Genomic DNA, 24,149 nt, shown 5'->3' with positions numbered 1-24,149 from the left:
AATTACCGGTTGCCCTGATTGCCCTTGCTCTCGAAGTAGGCCTTGGCGGCGTAGATCACATCCAGCGTGACCTCGCTGTAACCGCGCTCACGGGCATAGTTCTCGGTATTGCGCTGCACTTTTCCTCGTACAAAAAAGGGCACCTGTTTCAAGGCCTTCAAGGCCTCGGCGTCCCATTGCAATTCATCGACGGTTGCAACGGCGCCCGCAGTTCCTGTCGGGGCTGTCGCGGCGCCTGTTGCCGCGGCGGCCGCCGCTTCCATCTGGCTTTCTGAAGCGGTGTCTTCTCCGAACATGTTGACCAGGTGTTCTTCCAGGCCGAGCTTGATCGTCTGGTTGATCGTGTCGAGCAGACGGGTCATCCCCCGGTAGCCGAGGACCGGCGCCGGGAAGAGGGGGAAGTTGAGAATATGGGCTGGGCTGCTGATGACGATGCAGGGCAGGTCATAACGGGCGGCGCTGTGCCGCTCCATCTGGGTACCGAAGACGATGTCCGGCTGGGTGTCCCGGATCTTCCGGCTCACGGCCTGAAAGTCGTCACAAACAAAAGCCTCATCGGTCAAAGCAGCGACGGCCTCGGTGAATTCGTCCTTCCAAGCGGTCATATAGGTGCCGGCCCAGACCACCTGTACGCCGATCTCGCGCAGCAGGTGGGTCGCCCCGACGGCATGGCTAAAATCGCCAAAGACGACAGCCCTCTTGCCAAAGAGGGACGACAGGGCGTCGACCGATTTGGTGAAGCGAGCCAGAGCGCCCGACGGCGCCAGGTGCTGGCGGATATAGGCGGTCACATCGATGCTGGCCCGTTCGCCAAGGGCGCGCAGGAAGCGGCCGGTTTGGCGGATCCCCATGGGGGTGACGGTCAGGTAATCGATGCCGAAGTGTTTGTGCAGGTATTCACAGGCTCCACGGCCGTATTCGCGGTAGAGACAGATGTTCAAGTGGGCGCCGGTCAGGCTGCGCAATGTCTCCACGGTCGCCCCGTAGGGGATGACGGCGTTGACGCCAATGCCGATCTCTTCGAGCATCGACCGGATCTCGTTCAGGTCATGGATCTGGTGAAACCCGAGGTAAGAAGGGCCGATCAGGTTGACGGTAAAGCGCTCCGTCTTCGGCTGCTCAACAGCGAATTCGGCAACCATCTGGGCCAGGAAGTCATCCATGGCGAAATGCTCCAGGTCCCGGAAGGCGTTCACTCGCGGCACGATGAGCTTCGCCTTCGTCTGACGGCCGAGGCTCCGTGCGACGGCCAGCAGGTCTTCCTGCAGCAGCGTCGACGAGCAGGTCGGGGTGATGACGATCACATCGGGCCGATGCAATGCGTCGACGCGTCGGACCGTCTCCACGAGGCGGGCTCTCGAACCTTGGGCCATCTCCCGCCGACCGATGGGCGACAGGGTGAAGGGCGGGAGCTTGTCAAAGCGCTCCAGCATGGAGAACATGACATTGATATAACCATCGCCCTGGGGGCCATGGATCACCGTATGTACTTTCGGCATGCTGCCGGCGACACGGGCGATCCCGGAGAGGGCCGTTCCTTCATACATCCAATAGGCGAGTTTCATCCGATCCACCCCGCTTCCGCCCAGCCCTGATCGAGCATAGCCTGCCGCTTCAGAAGCGGCTTGACGAAGAGTTTGATCAGATCGATGGCATTGACGAAGCCGTGGATCTGGGCAAAGGTGAATTCAATCGACCAGGCTGTCGTGTAGCCGGACGCCTCCAAGGGGTTGCAGATGCCGAGTCCGGCGACGATCAAATCGGGTCGGAAGCGGTCGATGCGCTCAACCTGGGCGGCGAAGTTCGGGCTTTCCATGACAGGCACGCCTTTTTCCCGGAGTCTGGCGATTTCCATGGCCAAATCCTTGGTATGGATATAGGGGGTGCCGGCTTCCACCACTTCCACGCCACAGGCGGTGAGGAAGCGAGCCAAGGGGATCTCCAGCAGGTTATCGCCAAGGAACATGATCCGCTTCCCGCGCAGGAGGGCCAGTTGGCTCTCCAAGCCACGCCAGGTTTGGGCCTCCCTTTCGGCGACAGGGGAGGCGTCCAGGCCGAACTCAGCGCAAATGGCTTCCAGAAAACGAGCCGTTCCATCAGGACCGATGGGCAGGAGGGTCGTGAGCACCTTGGCGCCCCGCTCGCGGCGCAGGGTGGCTAGGGTGTCGCTCAGGTAGGGTTGCAAGGGGGCGACGACGGTGTTCTCATTGATCACCGGCATGTTCTTGATGTCTCCACTCGGGAAGACGTCGACCTTTTCCAGGCCGAGTTGTTTTAGTTCCCATTGCAACTGCTGGGTCGTCGAATCGGTGACGGCGCCGACAAGGACCAGGTTGCGCTGGGGCGCCGACGGGGCGCTCGCCTTGTTCCCCTCATCCTTGCCGAAAGAAAACCAGCTACGTTTCTTCTCTTCTACAACTTCCGCCTTTGGCGCCGTCGGCGCTTCCTTGGGGACAAAGGGAAGCAGCGCGTGCAACACGGCGTCTTCCCCTTGGGTGAAGGTCCGGTCCAGGCCAGAGGTGTGCACCGGTACGACGGGGAAGCCGAAGCGGCTGCTCAACTCTTTGCTGGAGTTCTCCAAATCGAGTTTTAGGATATCGCAACTGCAGGTGCTCAGCAGGAAGAGCACTTTCGGCTCCCATTCCGCCTTGACGTCTTCGACCACCTTGGCCAGCGCTTCTGTCGGCGAAGCGGCTACCAGGTCCGATTCCTCCAGGACGGCAAAGCCGAAGCGGGAGTGAGCGTAAACCATGACATCGAGGGCCGTCTGGATGAAGTGGGCGCAGGTGTGGGTGCCTACAATCAGAAAAAAGGAGTCTTTGATCTTACGGTGCAGCCAGGCGACGCTGGCTATCGGACAGAAGGTATGGAAGCAGCCGTTTTCCCGTTGGATCCCTTCCACGGCAGGTCCTCCCCTCGAAAGAGTTCAAACATCTCCCGTGTGCCGACAGCGTTGGGCACAACGCCTTCAGGGTCACTGAGAAGATAGGCCGCCATCTTACGAAACTCACTGGTCATTTCGCCGACAGGCTCCCCCATCTCTTCCAGTTCAAAGAGGGTGTACCCCTTGACACGGGACTGGCGCACCTCTTCGTTACGGGGAACGACGCCCATCAGAGGCGCTTCGATCCGGCGGGTGAAGGTTTCGAGCAGGTCCACCTGGTCACAGCGGTTGCCAATGACGCCAGCCAGTTTCACGTCATAACCGGAGGCGTTCTTCTCCGCAATGCTCTCACAGATGCGGTTGGCCGCGAAGAGAGCGTCAAAATCGTTGGAGGAGACAATGCAAGCCAGGTCGGCGTATTGCAGGGGTGTGGCAAAGCCGCCGCAGACGACGTCGCCGAGGACATCGAAAAGGATCACGTCATACTTGCTCATGATGTCAAGCTTTTCGAGGAGCTTGACCGTCTCGCCAACGACATAGCCGCCACAACCGCTGCCGGCGGGCGGACCGCCTGTCTCGACGACACAGACGCCGCCGTACCCCTTGACGACCAGATCGTCGGGCTCGATCGATTCATAGTGATAGTTGAACTTATCGAGGATCTCCACCACCGTCGGGATCATCCGCCCGGCGATGGTGAAGGTGGAATCGCTCTTGGGGTCACAGCCGATTTGCAGCACACGTCGGCCCGTCTTGGCGATGGCCACGGCCAGGTTGGACGTGGTTGTCGACTTGCCGACGCCGCCTTTTCCGTATACGGCAATAATCATATTTTCATGCCCCTCACGGCAGTGTTGCCATCCGGCGTTGTCTCAATGGAGGGCAGATCGCGAGGCGCGCCGCAAGCCGAGATCTCCAGGTCCTTCGGCGCCCCGCAAGCGGTGACGGTGCCAAAATCCTCGTCCACCTGGACTTGCTTGGCCGCTTTGATCCGGGCCAGTTCTTCCTTGCTGACGATCTTGGACTGGTCAAAGCCGAGGTCGACTTCGGTGTGGAAGCCTTTCCGCTTGACGCGGCCAATGTCATAGAAACGCTGGGTGGCCGTCATCTTCAAGAAAGCCTTCAAACAGCCCATCATGTACTTGCGCTTGAAGGGGTCCTTGATGAAGGGGTAGTGGAGGAAGCTCTTGCGCATGTAGAAGCGGGCGTAGCTGCGCAACACGCCTTTGAGGACATCCTCGCGGTCCATCTCGTCAGGCTGCATGATCGGCGTGACGAAGTTGTACTTGGAGTAGTCGCGAACCTCGACCTTGTCGCCCAGTTCCTCAAAGAGTTCCGAGAAGGGCCAGGGGGTGTACATGTTCCAGTTGACCATGTCGGCGTCCCAGTAGAGGGCCAGTTGGAAGGTCTCTTCGATGGTTTTCGGCGATTCGTTCTCCAGGCCCATGATGAACTGCGCCTCGGCAACCATGCCATTGGCCTTGATCATGTCAATAGCCCGCTTGTTTTCTTCCATCGTCGTTTCTTTGCGGAAACGGTCGAGGTTCATCTGAGTGGCTGCCTCAGTGCCGAGGGAGATGTGAACAAGGCCGGCCTTGCGGTAAAAAGGCAGCAGGTGGGCGTCGCGCAGGATATCGGTGACGCGGGTGTTGATGCCCCAGTGCACATCGAGTTTGCGGTCGATCAGTTCCTGGCACATGGCCACAAATTTGTCACGGTTGATCGTCGGTTCCTCGTCGGCGAGGATAAAGAAGCCCACCTTATGGTCTTTGACGAGCGTTTCGATCTCGTCGACAAACTTCTTCGGATGGCGCACTCGGTAAGTCCGCCAGAACTTCCACTGGGAGCAGAAACGACAGGTGAAGGGGCAGCCACGGGCAAAGTTTGGCACGGCCACGCGGCAGTTGAGGGGGATGTAGATGTACTTGTCCCAGTCCAGGATGCTCCAATCAGGAGTAAGTCCGTCCAGGTTCTGAATCGGCGGATGGGCCGGCGTGGCGACAACCTTGCCGTCCTCCATATAGGCGATGCCCAGGATATCCTTACGATCCTTCAGATCGGAGCCGGCGGCGATGGCGTTCATCAGGTTGACGATAATCTCTTCGCCCTCGCCGCGGACGATGTAGTCGATCTCGGGGGTCTCGTTCAGGATCTGGTTGTACATAAAGGTGGGATGGATCCCACCCAGGATGGTCTTGCAGGTGGGGTTGCTCTGTTTGGCAACACGCAGAGTGTCCTGCGCTTTATAGATCATCGGCGTAATCGCACTCGCCAGGACCACATCCGGCTGGTTCTTCCGGATGATTTCAGCTAGCACGTCATCTGGTAGATCCTCGGTCATTGCATCGACGAATTTGATGTTGGTGTAACCAGCTGCCTTTAACGATCCGCCGATATACGCAGCCCAGCTCGGCGGCCAGTTTCCGGCGATTTCGGCGCCACCGCAATGGTAGTTAGGTTGGATCATCAGTATGCGCATGTCAAGCCTCCTAGTCATCGTTTCGGCTTGATCTCTAACAACATCGCATTATAGATGATGTTAGAGACCAGCTCTTGGCGAGTGGATTGGTAGCCTAGTGTATTCAAAATGGAATGGATCTCCGAAATCGGATGCAGGTAGGCGCTGGTTGTACGGGAGCTTCCCGACATCCGCTCCCCTACAGCTTTGAGGAAGCGAAACCATGCAGTTGATGGCGCAAAGGTGATGTACGCCCGTTCCCGGCTGCGGCCCAGTGTGTGTTCTAACAGCGCCGGCAAGTCGGAGAGGGGATAATGAATCAACACATCCATCGAGATAAGGATGTCGTAATTTCCTTTTTCCGAGACCAAATCGCTGACTTCAAAGGTGAGGTTGTCCCGCCCGCGGTTTCGCGCAGCGGCCATTTCAATCATTTTCGTGGAGATATCAATACCCTTGACGCTAGCGCCTTGATCGGCGAGGATCTCGGCGAGAAAACCTGCGCCGCAACCGGCATCGATGATTCGCTTACCAGCTACCGGCCCGATCCAGTCCAAAAGGCAGCGGTGGATGGCTTGACGACCTTCAATGAGCTTTCGCTGGGCAAAGTTATTGCTTTCTCCTTTGCTGATGGACGCCCATCGCTGAAAGGCATCGCCGTCAAAATAATTCCTCACCTGTTCCTGTTGCGTCCAATAGGAATTCAGTTCGTTTGCCATGGCCTCCACCCCCTAAAGCGTTATGATGGAACTGTGTTGTTGGCCCGGATCCGGCCGATTTTCCCCGTAAGCGAGATAAAACCCCTGCGCCCCTCTCAGGGCGCAGGGGGTGTGAGGAACAGATGTTTTCGGTGTGAATTACACCATGGCCAGAGCCCACATGCAGACGATGGTCATCTTGAAGAACAAGAAGGTACCGATCGCTTTGCCTTCTTTGAGGCTGAGGGCCCGGTTGTACATTTTGCCAGCGAAGCCAACGCCGACTTGCTCGTGAGCCCACTTCAGGACCATGGCGCCCTCGTCGCGGGAACCGCGATACTGGAACAGCATGGAGAAGGTGAAGGCCCAGATGAAGTGAGCGCCCAGCTGAGCCTGGATCATGTGACCGTCGTAGCGGGAGAACATGGCCGTGGTCTGCTGAATGATGTAGGAGAAGTAGCCCATGTTGGTGAGCGGGGACAGTTGATGGAGCGGGTTGAAGGAGTTGTAGGCGGCCACAGCAGCCTGATAGATTTCATTGTTGGGCTGGGCAACGGCTACAAAGGAGCCCATCCAGCAGCCATCAATGTAGAACCAGGCGGGAGCGATGACCTGGAGGGAGAAGAAGATGGCCAGGTAGAACTGGTCAACGAGGGAGATGGAGCAGGTGCCGCCGTAAGCAGGGCCAAGGCAGGGGAACTCGCCGTCGCGCTTGGCTTTCATGCCAACCTTGGTGGTCCAGGGCGAAACCTTGCTGAAGAAGACCATCCGCCACATGGGAACCATGGTGAAGTGCAGACCGCCAGCGATCGCATGGGCGGCGACGAATTCACTGATGGAGCCCTTGGAGCCGAAGATGGCGTCATGAAGCGGGGTGCCGATGTTGATGTAGGTCATGTTGGCAAAGATGCCGGTCTTGGAAGCGGCATGGATGTCAGCGATGGTGTTGTGGGTGGCAATGCCGTAGGAAACGAAGATCGGCAGGAAGGCGCCGAACATAATCAGGGCCAGGAACTTCTTCTGGAACTCGTGGTCATAGCAGCGCTTGATGAACTTGAAGTCCTTCATTTCTTCAGCCAGCTTGGGATCGTTCAGAACCCGCAGCATGAAGTGCGCACCATGGAAGACGCCGCCGATCCAGAACATGATGCCCATGACCAGGTGACCCAGGATGGCTTGCTTGACCAGCAGGCCGGGGTTGCCTTGAGCGATCATCTTCAGTTCAGGGCCAGCATACTGGGAGACGGCATATTCGCGCATGAAGCCGAAGCCGAGTTGGGGATGTTGCCAGATGATCATGGCGAAGACGACAGTGGCGAAGTGGAAAGCGAGGATCTGGCAGCTAACGGACAGAACAGCTTCCCAATCTTTTTCAAAGAAGGCGAACTTCTTGGTGTTGAAGCCAGCAAAGTGGTGGAAAATGCCGCCAAGGAAGAACACAGCACCGAAAGCGATGTGGTTACCAGCCATGGTGGCGGGGGTGATGGGGCCGAACATGTCAAAGCTCAGGCCGGTGGGCTCCAGTTTGCCGGAGGGGCCGAGGATGCCGTAGAAGGCCATGTGCAGACCCCAGAGGGTGGCGATCAGAGCGAAGAAGTGGAACTGGGCGACCAGGGACTTGCCCATGGTGACCTTTTCCAAAAACTTCTCTTCGGCAGGGGATTTGATGTGACCTACACCCCAGAGGATGATAGCGGCAAGAAGGTGCATACGGGCGACAAACAGCGCATCGGGGCTCAGCGCAGTCGCATCCATACCCAGTTGATAAAGACGAGCATAAAACATGGTAGCGGGGGCCCACAGAACACCTTGGGTCGCGGGATCCCAGCTCAGGTGATGAACGAGAACAAAAGAGACCATAGCGGCAATGTTGCCCAGGTGGTTGATGTGGGCTTTCAGAACGGCGCCCCGAGTGGCAGGCACTTTGTCTTTGAAGTATTCAAAGACCTGGGCCCGGGGGTTAAATGCCATTTCGGCTGTGGCCATCAAACAGGACCTCCTTTTCAGATTTTTTAGAATGTTGGGTGCAGGTCAGCAGACGGTTCCCCGGGCTGGCGAAGTAAAAGATTGTATTATGGCCGTATCCCCATTTGGAAACCTCCGCGGCACCCGTCCGATGGATCTCTGTCCCCTTCCCACCTCCTCATTTCCGCCAGCCACGTTCGGCAGGCTTTGTCCCCCACGACGATGATGTCAGCCGATGATGTCCCTTTATTTAAGGGTAAACGCCGCAGCCATCATGGATAGGATAAAAAAACTGTTCGCTGTGGCGTTGTACCAGGGGGCCAACCGCTTGGGGTCTGTTTTGAGTTTCGGTTGAAACGGCAACTGGGCCAGCAGCAACGCGGCGAGAACGGCGCCACCGATGTAATGTCCCAGGGCGACGATATAGAGCGCCACCATCAGTTGAGAGACCATGAGCATATTCAGGGCGATCTTAACGCCGCCTTCCACGCCATACATGACGACCATCGAGCGCAATCCGCAGGCCTTATCGCCTTCGACACTCTTAAAGTCGTTCATGGTCATGAAACCGTGGGAGCCAATGGCGTAGAGAAAGGCAACGATCGTCTGTTCTGTCGTCACGCTGTCAAAGAGGTAGTTGCCGGCGATCCAAGGCAAGGTTACGTACGTGAGCGCGCAAGCCGTATTTCCGTACCAGCCGTTTTGCTTCAACCGCAACGGCGGCGCGCTGTATATGTAGGCGATCAGCAGACCGACGAGGACGAGCAGAAAAATCTCAATCCGGAAGGCGATATAGGATACCGCCAGCGCCGCAACGGAGAGAACGGCCACGTTGGTCAAGGCGAGACGTTTGAACAACTCAGGAAAGCGAGCACAGGGGCGGTTGGGCTCGTTGATGGCGTCCACGTCAGCGTCATAGTAGTCGTTGATCGATTGGCCCATGCCCAAGACGAGAGGGCCGATGACAAACATCAACAAGAGGCTTCGCAGGAAGGTATCTACGGTCAGGTCTGCGCCGGCCGCGCCGACAACACCACATCCGACAGACCACACCGGACCGATCCATGTCAGAGGTTTCGTCAGTTGGAGGCGTACGCGCCAGATGGAGAGCGGCTCCTGCGAAGGGTTGATTGTGGACGGACTCTGGCTTTGGCGATTGATGTCGACACTCATCTCGGCACACCCACTCTTTTCTTTTTCGGGAGCCTAACGGGTCTTATCATCTGTATATGTATCGGAAATCTGATTCCAATATGTCACTGTATCAATGACAAATTCTCATTACGCACCGAATCGAATCTCATAGACGCAGGCCGAACCCCCGTTGGCGATGCACTCCGTTTCTCTAACGGTCGCTTTCGCATCGACAAGGGTTTGTATCAGTTTTTGAAATGTACCCTCGTAGAAGGCGCAAATCGGTCCGACCGCAGACATGCCTCGACAGGAGATGCAATCTGAAATCATGATCTTTGGATTTTTTTCTAAAGAAAAACGATATTCACCCGTACCGACAAAGGTCCAAGCGTTTTTCTCGATCGCAGATAAGAGCATCTTGAGACCTGACCGGGCAGGAAGAACTTTCAGGATCCACTGCACCGGAACGGGAATGCGATGTTTCAGAAGGTAGGCTGCCGTCAATTCCCCCGAACGCCTCAACAGTGGTATAAGCTCTTTATCGCCGAAGCTTGTTTGGATGGAACGGACCAGGTCGTTAAACTCCTGCTCCTCCACCATCTCTGAAGGGAGCCTTTGGGTCAAGTCACTTCGTCCGACTTTGACTAAAAACTCCCTTGTCTTGCTGTCACCGTAGCGCTCTTTTAAGGCTGCCACCGTCTGGATGATCGAATTGGGGCCGATTTTACCGTATGTATTGGATGTGATGTCGTCCACCCCTCAATAAAAGAGGAGTCGCCGAACACAGGCGTTTGTGGTTGAATTATACAGCATAATCCAACATCGATCAACCTTTTGCATTCGCAAACTCCTCAAAAATCTTATACTTAGATTCTTCAAGCATCCTTGATCAGCCTTTAGGGATTCATTATCCAGATAAAATAATTCAGCACCGCCTCGTATCCGACACGAAGAAAATAAGGAATCATGAGGATTCCTGCCCACCGGGAAAGGCGATAAAAGTAAAAGGTGGTCGCCAGAACGGCGCCTTCCAGGAGGATGATTTCGATCAAGGCGACTGCGGGGGCCTGAAGTTCAAAAAAGACCCACGACCACATGATATTCAAGACCAATTGAGCGAAAAAAAAGGCAAGGGCGTATCGCCTATTCTTCGAATCCGGTTGACGCCAGACGAGGAAGAGGGAGATGCCCATCAGGGTGTAGAGGAGTGTCCAGACAGGATAAAAGGCGTCATTGGCAGGATTGAATTCCGGCTTGGCCAAACCGGCATACCAGATAATCGATTGGATGGTGAACTTCGCCCCGATCAGGCTGGCGACCTGGCAGACAGCAATGCTTGCGACAAGCTTGAGCGCGTCCATCGCTATATTCATGGCAGTCCCCCACCGCTCCGGCCTCGTCTCCGTCCCTACCGCGCCGTTTAAATCAGGCGAGATCAGCGCTTTTTCATAGCTGCGGTTGTGTATGGAAAACCCTCCCTCGCCGATTACTCAAGCCACTTAATCTCTTTTTTGACTCGGCCCGTTTTTTTGTCATGGCGGTAAACGAACCGAAGGAAGCCGTAGCCGCCGACTGCCAGACCGAAGAAGGCGAAAAGGACCGTCCACAGGCTAGCCGGAGCGCCGACGATGCTCCGCCGGATGATCGTCAATGCCAGATCTAGAAAAAAAGTGGCGACGACAGCAAAAAACAAGAGGAAGACCAGATGTCGCCATTGCCATAGCAGCATTACTGTCTTCCTCATCGACATTACCTCCAGTTGGCATCATTTCTGCCTGTCTATCGCTGTCGTGATTGCTACGTCGTCATTGATCAATTCTTGCTTTTTTCGCCTTCGGCAGCTTTGTCTTTCGACTCGGCTTTTCCTACTTCTTCTTTCTTCTCCGCCGGATCGTAGGGGACCTGCTTGCTGCGCAAAAAAGCGACAACATTTCGGATATCGGGTGAGTCGGGATAAGGAGGCATGTTCGTACCGGGGCGTCCCGCTGTGATCGAGTGGAGGATGAATTCGTCGGAAGCGGAGTTCAGATAACCGGGGTCGAGCAAGGCGGCGCCGATGCCACCTTCACCTTTTTGACCATGGCAGGCAGCGCAAGCCGCTTTGTAGAAGACTTCACCCTTGACGGGATCGCCCGACACCTTCTCACCCGTTTCGACGGGCACCGGGATCTCAGGATGCCAAGAACGCATATTTTTGATGATCAGGTCGACCTTCTCATCAGGCAGTTTTTGGGCGTCGAAATGGGGCATGGCGTTGGTGGCCAGGCTGGGACGGCCCAAGCGGATCGACTTCAGCAGGTAGTCATCAGAGGCTACTTTCAGAAAACCTTCGTTGTTCAAGGTAGCTGCTTTGACACCCTGAACGCCTTTCCCGTCTTCACCGTGACAGGAGGCGCAATGGGTTTTATACAGTTCATGGCCCCGCACCAGTTCCCCTTGGGCTTGCCAAGATGGCGCCAGCAGAATGCCCGCCAGGAGAAGGCCCGTAGAGCCGAACATGACGAATTTACGGGTTCCCAATTTGTCTCCCCCTTGTCCTTATCGAAATGCCTGTTCCATCCGCGCTAGCCGCCGATTTGCAGGGTAGCCCCCATATAGGTCAGGATGGCGACGACGATCATCATGAATGTGAAGACAGCCACGCCGATGGGGCGCTTTGCCGGGTGGCGCTCCTTGCCCCGTTCCAGCCAAGGTACAAGGAAGAGCGCCAGGATCATCAGGCCAGGGATAACGATGCCCATCAGTTTATTGGGGACCAGTTCTAAGATGACGTAGGCCCAGAGGTAGTACCACTCCGGCTTTAAGCCGATCGGGGTGACAAGCTTGTCAGCTGGTTCAGCCATCTCTTTCGGGAGCACGCCCGAGAGGATGAACAGGACACCCACAAAAGCCATCGCCAGGGCTGCTTCTGTGGTAATGTGAACCGGCATAAAAGGAACGGTAAACCGTTTCTTCTGGTTATCCATAAGGGGCGACCTCCTTTTACATCGGATCCGAGATGCCCTGGACCCGGATCATGATAAAGTGCGCAACTAAGAAGCCGATGGTGATGGCGGGCAGAATCATGACATGAAGCACGTAGAAGCGGCTGAGCATCTCGGCCGTAACCTTGATGCCGCCTTGCATCATGATCTTCAAGGTCGGACCGATGACAGGCAGGGTATTCGCCGTTTCAGCGCCGATGACAGAAGCCCAGTAGGACAGTTGCTCATAGGGCAGCAGGTAGCCCGTGAAGGCCAAGCCAAGGCTGAGCACCAGCAGGAAGCAACCGGCGACCCAGTTGAGTTCCCGCGGCTTTTTGAAAGCGCCAGTGTAGTAGACGCGCAACATGTGCAAGAAGACGAGCAGGATCATCAACTGGCAAGACCAGTGATGCATAGAGCGGATGATAGAACCGAAGCGGACCTCGTTGGTGATCATCTGAACGCTGGCAAAGGCTGCTTCCGGTGTGGGCTTATAATAAAATGCAAGGAAAATTCCGGTGAGGCACTGGACGATAAAACAAAGCAGCGTCAGGCCGCCGAGGCAGTAAAATATGTTCAATGTATGGGAGGGGACGGGGTGTTCAGCGATGTCCTTGGCGATACGGCCGATGCCAGGCAAGCGTTCTTCCAACCAGTTCATTCGTTACGCAGCCCCCTCTTTGACAATGATATCGCCGTTTTCCTTGACTTCCACAGCGAGGCGGACAAGCGGCTTCGGCGGCGGTCCGCCTACGTTGGTGCCTTCGATGTCGAATTCCCCGCCGTGGCAGGGGCAAATCAGCTTCTTGCCTTCCAGGCTGCCTTTGGGCACGTCCACCGTACAACCGAGGTGGGTGCACTTCAGGGTGTAGGCGATGACCTGATCGTTGACCTTGATAGCCATGCAAGGGATATCGTTGTAATCGAAGCGCAGTGCCTCCATCGGCTTCAGTTCGGCCAGGGTGCCGATCTTCTTCGGCGCCGGCGGCTGCAACAGGGAGTCAGGAGGATAGACATACTGCCCGACAGCGGCCAAGGGCGCGCCGAGAGCGGCCAGCGTGGGGATGGCGATGATCCCGCCGAGGAATTTCCTCCTGGAAACGTTCGAATCCATCAGTCTTTTACCTCCTTATATCCGGTGCCGTCAAAGACGGCCACACGGAACGTGTAGAGGGCCGCCCCGAAATCGACGAACAACAGGCCTATGTAAACGGCAGCACCATTGTAATCGCCGACGGACCATTTCTTCACCATGAGAAAAAGCAGCGCAACCGCGACCAGGGCCAACACGATCAGGTTAAGCGACCCCGCTTTGTAATCCGGCGCTTTCAAAAATACCCCCCCCTTAACATTACCGGCAATTGCCGGCGGATCCTTGTGTAACCTTTTTTCGACCTTGTCCCCATAGACCGACAAAAATGACGGCTCACATCGCTCCCTCCCCTCTGAACCAGCGTTCTGCTTGTACATTACGTCGTCTCAACTGGGATCATTCCGGCGGAATGAGAGAAGTGGGACAGGGTCGACGGTTCTGGAAACGGTCGTTCCCATCAACCGGTGCTACAATTCCCGCTAAAGTATAATAACACGTTCCTCTTTCCCTGTATAGAGCATGAACAAAAGTACTACGTTTACGTGATAGACCGCACAAAAAAGAGCCCCTTGCGGAGCTCTTTACCACTATGTACTCTGTCCGGCACAAATGAAAAATAAATTATTTCCGTTCGGCCAGGAACTTGGCAACAGCCTTCTTCTCGTCGTCGGAGAGAGTCGTAGCAGCAGGCATGGTCGCTTGCAGACCTTCGCCAGCGGGGTTTACGAGGATCTTGTAGAGCTTCTCTTCGTTGTACTTGGCGCCGACCTTGTCGAGGTTGGGGCCGACTTCCAGAGCGCCTTCGGTACCCAGCTTGTGGCAGGTGATGCAGGCGCCTTTGCCGGTGTAGAGGGCTTTAGCGTCAGCAGAAGCGGGAGCCGCAGCGCTTTTAGTTGCTTCAGGAGCCTTGGCGGTTTCCGTGGCAACGGGAGCTTTCGTGGCTTCGGGAGCCTTGGCGGTGGTGCCGCCGCCGCAAGCCGTCAGGGTGAACATGCTGACACCCAGGATAGCCGCGAGGCCGATAAGCTTCAGGTTTTTCATTGTGTTTTCACCTCCTTGCTGAATGAGACCAATTTCATTGTAAAGAACCTGTTAATTATCCTCAACGCCCGAATTTAGGCGTTTTCGGCCAAAGTTCCCCGTTTTTTCAGCCTTTTTTCAGACATGCTTTGTATATCTTTTAATGAGCATTTGTTAAGAAATAATAGCCGATATTATTCCCTAGGACCGGCCTATTCCTTCCGCTAGCCGGCGGTGTTTTGCCGGACCGTCTCCACGACATGCAGGCGAGCGACGGCGTGTTTCTGGCGTTGTCCAGGCACATCGAGGCAGAAGAGGTTTTGCAGGATCTCCGAGTAGAGGTGACCCTCCGGCGTGGCGGCATAATGACGCAATTGGGTGATCGGATCATGGAGCAGTTGGTTGACGATGGAACTGGCCAGGGAGCCGACCAGTTTCTTTTCCTTGTCTGACAGGTGCTTGAGCTTGCTCAGCGCCCGGTCCAGCTCTTTTTCACGGATCTGATTGCCCTTGTGTTTCAGGGAAACGATGGTGGGGATGACGAAGAGGGAGTTGAGCCAGCGCAAGAACTGGGTGATCTCGCTCTCAATGATCTCCTCCGCCTCGACGGCCGCCTTGCGGCGCTCCTCCAGGTTTTTGTCGATGACATGCTGTAGGTCATCGATGTCATAGAGGTGTACGCCGGGCACTTGGGCGACTTCCGGATCGATGTCGCGCGGCACGGCGATGTCGATGAGGAAGACAGGCTTGCCGCCCCGCTTTTCCATGACCTCTTCCATCATGGGCCGGCGGATGACGTAATGAGTCGCCGCCGTGCAGGAGATGACGATATCCGCTTCGGCCATCCGCTCATGGACCTGGTGGAAGGGGATGGCTTCGCCGCCGCAGCTTTGCGCCAGCTCTTCCGCCTTCTCCACGGAACGGTTGGCGATGATGATCTTCTCAACACCCTGGGCGACGAGATGCTTCAAGGTGAGCACACTCATCTTGCCGGCGCCCAGCACCATGGCGGACCGGCCGGTCAGGCCGCCGAAGACCTGCTCCGCCAGTTCCACGGCAGTATAGGAGATGGACACAGGATGCTGGTCGATCCCTGTCTCCGAGCGCACCCGCTTGCCGACGGTGATGGCCTGCTGGAAGAGGGTGTTGATGATGCCGTTGCTGGCCCGCTCGTTGCAAGCCCGCTGGTAGGCTGTCCGCACCTGTCCCAGGATCTGCGTCTCGCCGAGCACCATCGAGTCGAGACCCGAAGCGACGCGGAAGAGATGCCGGATGGCGTCATACAGCGTATGTACATAAAAATAATTGGCGAATTCAGAGGGCTGCAAGTGGCCCCGCTCGATGACAAACCGTTTGACCGCAGCCAACCCTGCTTCCATGTCGGTGCATGCCCCATAGATCTCCGTCCGGTTGCAGGTAGCGAGGATGCAGCAGCCTTCGATGCCATTCATGCCTTGCAATTGGGTCAGTGCTTCAGAGATTTGTGCTTCAGTAAAGGAGAGTTTTTCACGGACTTCCACAGGCGCCGACTTGTGGTTGAGCCCGACTGCAAAAATGAACATGGCACCACCCTCTCAATCTACGGAAATGCGAGCCTTGTCCAGTGATGAAAGGAGCGCACGCCGTGACAAGCACAACGGGCGCATTATTAAATCCGTACGAATCATCCGTCCTTCCTCATTTTACTCGATCCGATCGATTTGTAAAAGCCCCGAATAAAAATTGCTTATATTTTTTCTTGGGTTTGTAATACCGTTGGGATTCTCTGTTCATGCTTAGTTATCGGTAAATCGGGGGTGGATTGGCTCCGCTCGCTAAGGGCTGCGCGGCTGTTCGCTGGCTTGCTCCGCGGGCGCGCCAAACCCTCTAGGGCTTTTCTGCATGTCATGGCGCGCTTTTCCGCTACGCAATCTGCGCTCACAACGCCGCTCCGCCCAAATCGCTCGCTCTGCCAATCCACCCCCAGATTTCACCTAAGCGATTCAGTGCACACTAAACAAACCATCTATCATCACATCTATCATACAACCGAAAAACAAAAATCTTTCTCATGTTCGAAAATTCACACCGAAAGATCAAGCAACCGGAGCTTATCAACGCGCCTGGAAAAGGCTGCGCGCAAAACAAAAACGCCTCTCCGCAAGCCGGAAAGGCGTTTCAAAAATACAGATGGTGACCCGTAGGGGATTCGAACCCCTGTAACCGCCGTGAAAGGGCGGTGTCTTAGACCGCTTGACCAACGGGCCGCTATTTTGGTAGCGGTGGTAGGATTTGAACCTACGACACTACGGGTATGAACCGTATGCTCTAGACCAACTGAGCTACACCGCCAAATTTGGTTGCGGGGGAAGGACTTGAACCTCCGACCTTCGGGTTATGAGCCCGACGAGCTACCAACTGCTCCACCCCGCGTCAATCCTGTTGACAGCTTACCGCCGCCGACCATTGCATTATGCCACAGGTGAGAGCCTTTTGTCAAGGCCCTGCATGAAATAAAAAAAACAACGTACTGTTAGGTCATGTTAATATAAAATAGTACTGTCGATAACGCTGCGAACTGACGGAGGTGCCCCCTTGTTATACTCACCGCGCATGTTGGCCGGCCTGTGGGCCGGGAAGACAGCGATCTGGCTGAACCGCCGCATCGGGCACGGCGGCACATCCTTTCCGGGTGGATTGGGCCGGCGCATCGCCCCCGGGCTGCTCTCCGCCCTGGCTGCCCAGTTGAAGCAGGGGGCCATGGTCATCACGGGAACGAACGGCAAGACGACGACGTCGAAGATGCTCGCCGAGATGATCGCCGCATCCAAACTGACGCTGACCCACAACCGCGCCGGCGCCAACCTGGTCGGCGGGATCACGGCCGCCTTCATCGAGTCGGCCAGCATCGGCGGCTCCATCGCCAGTGATCTCGGTGTCATTGAGGTCGATGAGGCCACCATCCCCCAGTTGGTCCGGGAGGTGCGCCCACGCGGCGTTGTGGTGACAAACTTTTTTCGCGACCAGCTCGACCGTTTCGGGGAACTGGACAAAACAGTCACCCTCGTCGAGGAGGCTTTGTCACTGCTCCCGCCCCAGTCGGTGGCCATCCTCAACGCCGATGACCCCCTCGTGGCCTCCATCGGAAAGCGCTTTCCCGGACGGACCCTCTACTTCGGCGTCGATGACCGGTCCTATGGCAGCCGGGAGATGACCCAGTCGGCGGAGACGCGCTTCTGCCGCCTCTGCGGCCACCCGCTCGTCTATGACTGGTTTTTCTTCGGCCAACTGGGCCACTACCGCTGTAACAACTGCGGTTTTGCGCGGCCTCAGCCGAAGATCCGCGTCTCCGGCGTCGAATTGAAGGGAGAAGAGGGCTCCGCCTTCACCGTCAACGCCCCCCGGGGAAGCTGGCGCGTGGAACTGTCGACGCCCGGCTTCTACAACATATACAACGCCCTGGCCGCCACCGCAGCGGCGCTCCGCCTGGACCTGCCTGAACCGTCGATCCGCGCCGGCTTGCAGGGCTACCGGACAAACTTCGGCCGCATGGAACGGCTGGAACTGAACGATGGCCGCCGCGCCTTTCTGGCCCTGATCAAAAATCCCACCGGCTGTGACGAGGTGCTGCGCACCCTCACCCAAAACAGGGGACCCAAGCGTCTCCTCGTGATCATCAACGACAACGCCGCCGACGGCCGGGACATCTCCTGGCTCTGGGATGCCGACTTTGAGGCCCTCGCACCGGTCCTGCCGGAATTGTCCGGCGTCTCCACCTCAGGCCTTCGCGGCGAGGACATGGCCCTGCGCCTCACCTACGCCGGCGTGCCGGCGGAAGCGATCTCCTATGAGCCGGATATCAGCCAGGCCATCGCCGCCGCCCTGGAGATGACCGCTCCCGAAGAGACCCTCTACATCCTGCCGACCTATACGGCCCTGCTGGAAGCGAAAACGGCCCTCGCCAACCTGGGCCATTCGCCCCGTTACTGGGAGGAATAGCCGATGGCACAAACAGAAACACGCGCTTTGCGCCTCGTCCATCTCTACCCGGACCTGCTCAACCTCTACGGCGACCGGGGCAACATCATCACCCTGCTCCGCCGTTGCCAGTGGCGAGGCATCCCCCTCGCCGTCGAGCGGGTTTCCCTCAATGACCGCTTTGCCTTCTCCGACGCAGACCTGGTCTTCATGGGCGGCGGTTCCGACCGGGAGCAGACGCTCCTGTTCCGCGATTTTCAACAACACAAAGGCCCCGCCCTCGTCGAAGCCGCCGAAGGCGGTCTGCCGCTTCTCTCCGTCTGCGGCGGCTACCAGCTCCTCGGACGCTACTACCGCACCCACACAGGGGAAGAGATGCCGGGTTTAGGTCTTTTCGACGCCTGGACAGAGGCAGGCTCGACGCGCCTGATCGGCAACGTCGTGGCCGAAGCGCCCTTCCTCGGCCACGGCAAAGGCCTCGTCGGTTTTGAAAACCACTCGGGCCGCACCTTCCTCGGCGATCGTGGCAGCATCCAGCCCCTGGCCCGGGTGATCGCCGGCCACGGCAACAACGGGAAAGACAAAGGAGAAGGCGCCCTCTATAAAAACGCTATCGGCACCTATCTGCATGGACCGGTGCTGCCCAAAAACCCCGCCCTGGCCGATTGGCTGCTCGCCCGCGCCCTGGAACGGCGCTACGGTGACGGCAGCCTGACGCCGCTTGCCGATCACTGGGAGCGAACCGCCCACGATTCTGTGGCCCGCCGCTTCGCCTCCCGCTGAGCATGACCGGCGGTTATTGTCTGCGCTACGAAGCTAAATGCGGCTCGGCAGGGGTCGCCAACAGTGCTACAGATTGCTGCCGGCAGCCCTGAGAGTGATTGCTGCCGGCAGCAATCTTTCACAGCCGGTTATGCGGCTCTAGTCGGCAGGCGGCCACTGACCGGCAGCGCGGCGCTGGAGGGCGCAGTGGAGCAGATCGGTCTCGCTGGCGATAAAGCCGTCACATCCCGCCGCCTCCAGCAGTGTCTCTAACGCTAACAGCCCCGCCGGGATGATGTCGGCCCGTTCCGGCTGAAGTCCCGGCGTCTGCCGGCGCGCCTCCAGATCGAGTGATCGCAACCTTGCGCCGATGGCGCGAAGCCGCTCCAACGGCAGGTAATAGCCGTGGACCTTTTCCGGCGCATAGACGGACAGTTCAAGCGCGATGGCCGCCGCCGTTGTGGCCGTGCCGCCTACGCCGACGAGAAGCGGCGCCTCGCCCATCTCGCGCAAACGCCGGATCGCCTCCGCCGCAGGCGCCCAGAGCCGGGCGACTTCCGCCTTTCCCCAACGGTTCTCCGTCAAACGGACGGCGCCTAAGGGAAAACTACGCCGCCACCAGTCGCCATGGCGAAAAACCACCTCGGCGCTGCCACCGCCGATGTCGACGACGACAGGGACTCTTCCTTCAACAAGGCGCTCCGGCAGACCGCCGACGGCGCCCTCATAACTGAGGCGCCCCTCTTGTTCTCCTGAAATCACGGCCACGACAAGACCGAGCTCTTCGAAGATACGGCGGCAGAAGGCGGCGCCGTTGCCCGCCTCCCGGACTGCGCTCGTGGCAAAAGCCGCCACCTTGTCCCTTTCGATGCCCAGTGAGGCCATCGCCGCCAGCGCCGATGCGAGCACATCGAGGGTGCGTTCCATCGCTTCCGGATGCAGATCACCGGTGTGGGCCACCGCTCGCCCCAGGCGGGTCGTATCGAGGCGTCGCCACAAGGCCTGCATATCCCCTCCGGCCACCTCGGCGGCGAGAAAACGCACCGAGTTGGAGCCGATGTCGATAGCGCCCCAGCGGTTGTTTTTCTCCATCATTCTTATACCTCCCCTATAGGAAAAAGCATTTCCGCCGCTTGAGGACGGAAATGCTTTTTTAATCGCGAATCTCTTGGGCGTGCTGAGTTTCCTTCTTGAGAGCGTTGCCGGGGCGGGTCCGCACCACCATCATCTCGCCTGGTTTCACCAAGCCCAACTGCTGCCGGGCCACCTGCTCCACATAGGCGTCTGAAGCAAGCCACTCTTTATCCTTCTCCAACTGTTGACGCTCGGCCCGCACCTGTTCCAGTTCAGCGGACAGCCTGTCCGACTCCCGGGCCAACTGGCGGTGCTGCAAAAAGGGCGAAAGGGCTGCCAAGGCAAAAGCGCCGATGACGAAGGCGACAAGGGCCCACTTTTTGCCTCTGCTGATGCCTTTGCTCCTGCGCCCCCGCGACCGTTGCTGCGGCTCCAGTTCTTGTTGTTGCGGTAGCTGTTGCCGCTGTGTTTGTTGCTGTTGTCGCTGTGTCCGCGCCGGCTGCGCCAACCGCCTCACCCCTATCGGGATACATTCTGGAATAGTGGGGCTTTCGGCGCGTCGCCTCAAAAATCCTTCCTCCCAAAGGGTAAAGAAGGAAAGTTTTCCCCCATTACGCCGCTGGCGGCGGCTTCGGCGGTCGGCGCAACAAAGCGCGCAGGCGTCCGGCCAATCGCTGCCGAAAACCGGGCTTGCTTCTCTCTGCCCTTTTTCCCAACCGGCGCCGGACGCCTGCCGTCGCGTCTCCGAAAAACTTCCGCGAACGAGCCGTCAGACGCCCCATCCAGGCGCGGAAACGGCCCATCGTTTTGCGAAAGGGCGTCCAGAGACACCGGTTCGCCCACCGTTTACCCCGCCCCCCCGTCAGGTAGAGCCAGCGAAGCGCCCGACGGACAGAGCGGTACAGGAAGACAAAGGGGAACGTCACCAGGTACCCCAAGGTCTGCAACAGGTGCAGGATCAGTTCGAGCATGCCCTCCCAAAAGGCGCGAACCTCCTCCGTCATATACCGGTAATAGAGTCCCATGCCGGCGGCCAGGCCGAGAAAAACGTACAGGCGGACCTCCCCCCAGTGACCCCAGAGCAGAAGAAGAAAGAAAAGTCCCGCGCCAACGATCCACATGAGTACATCGGCGACAGCGACCCACCACCTTCGCCGACCCACCCGCACCAGCGTCCGGTACAGGTCGAAGGCTGTTCCCAGAACGAGACCACCCACAGCGGATAAGACAAAGCCATAGACCTGCTGGGCCAGCGGCGTCACGGCCATCCCCCCTCGCAACCCTGTCGGTTACCGCAGCAGGCGCTCCAGCAGGTTCTTGCCTTTTTGCTTCAGGTTCTGGGGAGAATGTTCCTCCACGTATTGGACTGAATCGATCCGGCCATCGACGGAGAGGATCTTGTCGTCCAGGTTCAACTGGGTGATCTGCAGCCCCTCGCCGCGCAGCAACAAGGGACCGCGCACGGTCACCATGTAGATCTCCACCTCATCGAAAGCGCCGACCTGGGTGACGCCGCGGATGGTGATGCTCTTCCGGTCTATCACCGCAAAATCGTGGGTTTTATCGCCATGAACATCCATAGGAAGTTCCTCCCTTTTCAAAAAATAAATACGCCTCCCCAACATGGTTATGTGGGCAGGCGTATGTTCTAGAACGAACCTCAATATAAACATTGGTTTTGGTAATCTGAGGTTGTCAGGATAAATCGGAGCCTCAGTCGCGGGCAAGGACTTCCTCCTGGAGCACCCGGTAGAGGTCTCTCGCCTCGTCGACGCGGGCGTTCTCTTTCACGTCGACGATTTCCACCTCAATCCGTTTCTGCGGAAACTGCAGGACCAGGCGGTCGCCGGGCTGAACCTCTGTCCCGGCCTTGGCCGGACGGCCGTTGACAGTGACGCGACCGCCGTCACAGACCTCCTTGGCCAGGGTGCGCCGTTTGATGATGCGAGACACCTTCAAAAACTTGTCGATGCGCAATAGAATCCCCCCGAATGAAAATCAGGTTCCCTGCGGAAACCTGACTCCAACATCTATGATGTATCCTAGAAGAATCTTACGCTTCCACCGCGTCGCGCAACGCCTTACCCGCTTTGAAGGCTGGCGACTTCGACGCCTCTATGGTAATGGTTTCACCCGTTTGGGGGTTGCGGCCTGTCCGCGCTTTCCGTTCGCGGATCTCGAACGTCCCGAAACCAACCAATTGTACCTTGTCTCCCGCTTTCAATGCCTCTTCGACGACAGTGAAGAAGGCATTGACGGCTTTTTCGGCATCCTTCTTGGTTAGTTGGGCCTTCTCAGCGACCGCACTCACCAATTCGGTCTTGTTCACCGTTACCCCTCCTAGTATTGATTGCTGTAAGGTTATTCGCTACGTACCCATCTTTTCCTTCCGGGTTGTTAATATTTTCGACTTTTTAAGCCAAAATATTCCTCAGTGACCAATCCCGCCCGTCAACCTTGTTGATTTTCCCGCTCCCGGGCTTTCGCCTCATCCCAATAGAGGTCCAATTCCTCGATGGCAGCGCGCGCCATCTCCCGGCCGTCGCGGCGGCAGCAGTCCTCCACATAGCGGAAGCGGCGGATGAACTTGTCGACAGTCCGCTGCAAGGCCTCCTCAGGATTTATCTGGAAAAAACGGCTCACATTGACGACGGCAAAGAGCAGATCGCCCAATTCGTCTCGAAGGCGCGCCGTGTCTCGGGCGGTGTCTCGGGTTTCCGCCAGCAGTTCTTCCCACTCTTCCCGCACCTTGTCCAGCGGCCCCTGTTCATCGGGCCAGTCGAAGCCGAACTGGGCCGCCTTTTTTTGCACCTTTTCGGCACGCAGCAATGACGGCATGGCCGTCGAGATCCGGTCGATCCCCGAAGGGCTCCGTGAAGGCTTGTCCCCTTTCTCTTTGGCCTTGATCGCCTCCCAGTTCACCAGCACCTCTTCGGAATTAGCGACCTTCGTGTCGGCGAAGACATGGGGGTGGCGGCGGACCATCTTCTCGGTGATCGTCTCGACGATCTCGTTGATCCGAAAGCGGCCTTCCCCTTCGGCGATCAGGCCGTGAAAAACGACCTGCAGGAGCACATCGCCCAGCTCTTCTTTCAGTTTGCTGTCGTCATTGAGATCGATGGCCTCCAGCACCTCATAGGCCTCCTCCAGGAGATAGGGCTTGAGGCTCCGATGGGTCTGCTCGCGGTCCCAGGGACAGCCGTCGGGAGCGAGCAGGCGACCCATCACCTGGACCAGCGGATCGAGCGGGTAGTCGCCTGTCTCAACCTGCTGCTGCGTTGTCGCTGCTGATTGTTCTTGCGCCTCAGCCGGCTTCCCCGACATCTCCAGCAGGGGTGGCACATAGACGCTGGTGAGGTGGTCAACCCAGTCGATCCGATCCAGTTCGTAGAGGGGGATCTCAGCGATCCGCTCCTCGCCGGCGACGCCGGCAGCGCGGATGACGGTGATCGGATATTCGTCGCCGTAAATCTCCATCAGGGTGAGCTTCACATCGGAGGCGACCCGTTGCGAGTAGACCTGGGTGATCACCGTTCCTCGCCGACCATCCAGGTCGTCCTCGGCCAGATCCAGGCCGTCAAGCACCGTCAACCCCCTGGCTGGATCGAAACCGAGCGCCGTATAGAGAACCTCCAGGAAGCTGACGCCGGGGATCACCTCAACAGGCCAGTTGCGTTGACGGGCCTCGTCGAGCAACAGCGCCACCGCTTTTTCTCCGACCCGGGGATGACCCGGAACGGCGAAGGTGATCGGTCCGGCCTCGGCTGCCTGGATCAATCGACAAGCGATCTCCCGGTAGAGGTCATCGAAGGAATCGGCCGACTCGTAGAAGGAATCGAAGCTCTCAAAGATAAAACCGGCTTCCTTCAGGAAAGGAACGGTAGGGTGAATGGCGGTGCGCAAAAAAAGCCGATCAGCCTGGCGCAGGGCTTCCCATCCTGCCCGCGTCAGGTGGCCCGGATCGCCGGCGCCCAGGCCAACAACGGTGATCGCCGGTGGATTCAAGCCCGCCCTTTTGTCTTGCCTCACGCCTTTGTCTTGTATTACGCTGTTGTCTTGTATGCCCTTTGCATCTTGTCCCATGGTTTTTTCCTGCATCATGATTTCTTCCCGCATCTCTTTTATTTTCTTCTAAGGTCAG

The 24,149-nt window shown here is 57.7% G+C and carries 26 protein-coding genes and 3 tRNA genes; 2 read left to right on the top strand and 27 right to left on the bottom strand.

The window, feature by feature from the left end; translation table 11 throughout:
• Positions 1-2: 2 nt before the first annotated feature.
• The 20 genes from bchB to AC0CW1_RS12745 all read right to left on the bottom strand — a co-directional run bounded on the left by bchB (position 3) and on the right by AC0CW1_RS12745 (position 16,627).
• Positions 3-1,565 (bottom strand): ferredoxin:protochlorophyllide reductase (ATP-dependent) subunit B, encoded by a 1,563-nt coding sequence (bchB, locus tag AC0CW1_RS12840; RefSeq protein WP_488184151.1) that lies wholly within the window; start codon positions 1,563-1,565, stop codon positions 3-5.
• A complete protein-coding gene (bchN, locus tag AC0CW1_RS12835; protein ID WP_488183423.1) occupies positions 1,562-2,902 on the bottom strand; it encodes a ferredoxin:protochlorophyllide reductase (ATP-dependent) subunit N in 1,341 nt (446 codons plus the stop codon). Before bchN ends, bchB begins: the two co-directional genes overlap by 4 nt.
• The gene (gene bchL / locus AC0CW1_RS12830; protein ID WP_488183422.1) at positions 2,851-3,714 is read right to left on the bottom strand and encodes a ferredoxin:protochlorophyllide reductase (ATP-dependent) iron-sulfur ATP-binding protein; all 864 of its coding nucleotides are present in this window, start codon (positions 3,712-3,714) and stop codon (positions 2,851-2,853) included. Before bchL ends, bchN begins: the two co-directional genes overlap by 52 nt.
• On the bottom strand, positions 3,711-5,363 hold the full coding sequence (gene bchE, locus AC0CW1_RS12825) for a magnesium-protoporphyrin IX monomethyl ester anaerobic oxidative cyclase (RefSeq protein WP_488183421.1): 1,653 nt from the start codon (positions 5,361-5,363) through the stop codon (positions 3,711-3,713). Before bchE ends, bchL begins: the two co-directional genes overlap by 4 nt.
• A 14-nt stretch (positions 5,364-5,377) precedes the next feature.
• Positions 5,378-6,061: a magnesium protoporphyrin IX methyltransferase gene (gene bchM, locus AC0CW1_RS12820; RefSeq protein ID WP_488183420.1), complete on the bottom strand. Its 684-nt coding sequence runs from the start codon at positions 6,059-6,061 to the stop codon at positions 5,378-5,380.
• Between the two features lie 138 nt (positions 6,062-6,199).
• Positions 6,200-8,026 (bottom strand): hypothetical protein, encoded by a 1,827-nt coding sequence (locus AC0CW1_RS12815; protein WP_488183419.1) that lies wholly within the window; start codon positions 8,024-8,026, stop codon positions 6,200-6,202.
• Between the two features lie 225 nt (positions 8,027-8,251).
• Complete coding sequence (bchG, locus tag AC0CW1_RS12810; protein ID WP_488183418.1) at positions 8,252-9,178, bottom strand: (bacterio)chlorophyll synthase; 927 nt, start codon at positions 9,176-9,178, stop codon at positions 8,252-8,254.
• Between the two features lie 108 nt (positions 9,179-9,286).
• Entirely contained in the window at positions 9,287-9,895 is a 609-nt protein-coding gene (bchJ, locus tag AC0CW1_RS12805) for a bacteriochlorophyll 4-vinyl reductase (protein WP_488183417.1), read from the bottom strand.
• 140 nt (positions 9,896-10,035) lie between these two features.
• On the bottom strand, positions 10,036-10,512 hold the full coding sequence (locus tag AC0CW1_RS12800; RefSeq protein WP_488183416.1) for a TspO/MBR family protein: 477 nt from the start codon (positions 10,510-10,512) through the stop codon (positions 10,036-10,038).
• A gap of 113 nt (positions 10,513-10,625) precedes the next feature.
• Complete coding sequence (locus tag AC0CW1_RS12795) at positions 10,626-10,883, bottom strand: hypothetical protein (protein ID WP_488183415.1); 258 nt, start codon at positions 10,881-10,883, stop codon at positions 10,626-10,628.
• Positions 10,884-10,951: 68 nt separating this feature from the next.
• Positions 10,952-11,659 (bottom strand): c-type cytochrome, encoded by a 708-nt coding sequence (locus AC0CW1_RS12790; protein ID WP_488183414.1) that lies wholly within the window; start codon positions 11,657-11,659, stop codon positions 10,952-10,954.
• Between the two features lie 44 nt (positions 11,660-11,703).
• Positions 11,704-12,105, bottom strand: coding sequence for a cytochrome b family protein (locus tag AC0CW1_RS12785; RefSeq protein WP_488183413.1), 402 nt, complete (start codon positions 12,103-12,105; stop codon positions 11,704-11,706).
• A 16-nt stretch (positions 12,106-12,121) separates the two neighbouring features.
• Positions 12,122-12,763, bottom strand: coding sequence for a selenite/tellurite reduction operon b-type cytochrome ExtP (gene extP, locus AC0CW1_RS12780; protein WP_488183412.1), 642 nt, complete (start codon positions 12,761-12,763; stop codon positions 12,122-12,124).
• Positions 12,764-12,766: 3 nt separating this feature from the next.
• Positions 12,767-13,216, bottom strand: a complete 450-nt coding sequence (locus AC0CW1_RS12775; RefSeq protein ID WP_488183411.1) for a QcrA and Rieske domain-containing protein — start codon at positions 13,214-13,216, stop codon at positions 12,767-12,769.
• A complete protein-coding gene (locus AC0CW1_RS12770) occupies positions 13,216-13,434 on the bottom strand; it encodes a hypothetical protein (protein WP_488183410.1) in 219 nt (72 codons plus the stop codon). The genes AC0CW1_RS12775 and AC0CW1_RS12770 overlap by 1 nt, the downstream gene beginning before the upstream one ends.
• 382 nt (positions 13,435-13,816) lie before the next feature.
• Positions 13,817-14,236 carry a c-type cytochrome gene (locus tag AC0CW1_RS12765; RefSeq protein WP_488183409.1) on the bottom strand — a complete coding sequence of 140 codons (420 nt, stop codon included), beginning with the start codon at positions 14,234-14,236 and terminating at the stop codon, positions 13,817-13,819.
• 203 nt (positions 14,237-14,439) lie between these two features.
• Entirely contained in the window at positions 14,440-15,777 is a 1,338-nt protein-coding gene (gene hemA / locus AC0CW1_RS12760) for a glutamyl-tRNA reductase (protein WP_488183408.1), read from the bottom strand.
• A gap of 608 nt (positions 15,778-16,385) precedes the next feature.
• Positions 16,386-16,461 (bottom strand) — tRNA-Glu (locus AC0CW1_RS12755).
• Positions 16,462-16,468: 7 nt separating this feature from the next.
• Positions 16,469-16,546, bottom strand: a tRNA-Met gene (locus AC0CW1_RS12750).
• A gap of 5 nt (positions 16,547-16,551) precedes the next feature.
• Positions 16,552-16,627 (bottom strand) — tRNA-Met (locus AC0CW1_RS12745).
• A gap of 162 nt (positions 16,628-16,789) precedes the next feature.
• On the opposite strand from AC0CW1_RS12745, the gene AC0CW1_RS12740 reads away from it, so the two are divergent.
• Together AC0CW1_RS12740 and AC0CW1_RS12735 are read left to right on the top strand one after the other, a co-directional pair.
• A complete protein-coding gene (locus tag AC0CW1_RS12740) occupies positions 16,790-18,193 on the top strand; it encodes a MurT ligase domain-containing protein (RefSeq protein ID WP_488183407.1) in 1,404 nt (467 codons plus the stop codon).
• A gap of 3 nt (positions 18,194-18,196) precedes the next feature.
• The gene (locus tag AC0CW1_RS12735) at positions 18,197-18,955 is read left to right on the top strand and encodes a type 1 glutamine amidotransferase (RefSeq protein ID WP_488183406.1); all 759 of its coding nucleotides are present in this window, start codon (positions 18,197-18,199) and stop codon (positions 18,953-18,955) included.
• A gap of 138 nt (positions 18,956-19,093) precedes the next feature.
• Here the strand turns inward: AC0CW1_RS12735 and AC0CW1_RS12730 are convergent, their stop codons facing one another.
• The 7 genes from AC0CW1_RS12730 to yabN form a co-directional block, all read right to left on the bottom strand.
• The gene (locus AC0CW1_RS12730) at positions 19,094-20,029 is read right to left on the bottom strand and encodes a Ppx/GppA phosphatase family protein (RefSeq protein WP_488183405.1); all 936 of its coding nucleotides are present in this window, start codon (positions 20,027-20,029) and stop codon (positions 19,094-19,096) included.
• A 58-nt stretch (positions 20,030-20,087) separates the two neighbouring features.
• The gene (locus AC0CW1_RS12725; protein ID WP_488183404.1) at positions 20,088-20,516 is read right to left on the bottom strand and encodes an FtsB family cell division protein; all 429 of its coding nucleotides are present in this window, start codon (positions 20,514-20,516) and stop codon (positions 20,088-20,090) included.
• 103 nt (positions 20,517-20,619) lie between these two features.
• Positions 20,620-21,276 carry a spore cortex biosynthesis protein YabQ gene (gene yabQ / locus AC0CW1_RS12720; RefSeq protein WP_488183403.1) on the bottom strand — a complete coding sequence of 219 codons (657 nt, stop codon included), beginning with the start codon at positions 21,274-21,276 and terminating at the stop codon, positions 20,620-20,622.
• Positions 21,277-21,297: 21 nt separating this feature from the next.
• Positions 21,298-21,588 carry a YabP/YqfC family sporulation protein gene (locus AC0CW1_RS12715; protein WP_488183402.1) on the bottom strand — a complete coding sequence of 97 codons (291 nt, stop codon included), beginning with the start codon at positions 21,586-21,588 and terminating at the stop codon, positions 21,298-21,300.
• Positions 21,589-21,721: 133 nt separating this feature from the next.
• Positions 21,722-21,985 (bottom strand): RNA-binding S4 domain-containing protein, encoded by a 264-nt coding sequence (locus AC0CW1_RS12710; protein WP_488183401.1) that lies wholly within the window; start codon positions 21,983-21,985, stop codon positions 21,722-21,724.
• Between the two features lie 76 nt (positions 21,986-22,061).
• Positions 22,062-22,337: an HU family DNA-binding protein gene (locus tag AC0CW1_RS12705; protein ID WP_488183400.1), complete on the bottom strand. Its 276-nt coding sequence runs from the start codon at positions 22,335-22,337 to the stop codon at positions 22,062-22,064.
• 122 nt (positions 22,338-22,459) lie between these two features.
• The gene (gene yabN / locus AC0CW1_RS12700; RefSeq protein ID WP_488183399.1) at positions 22,460-24,106 is read right to left on the bottom strand and encodes a bifunctional methyltransferase/pyrophosphohydrolase YabN; all 1,647 of its coding nucleotides are present in this window, start codon (positions 24,104-24,106) and stop codon (positions 22,460-22,462) included.
• Between the last annotated feature and the right edge of the window lie 43 nt (positions 24,107-24,149).

Source organism: Heliomicrobium sulfidophilum, assembly GCF_057715735.1.
Note: the sequence above shows the minus strand (reverse complement) of the source record. Positions and strands in the feature narration are given on the sequence as shown.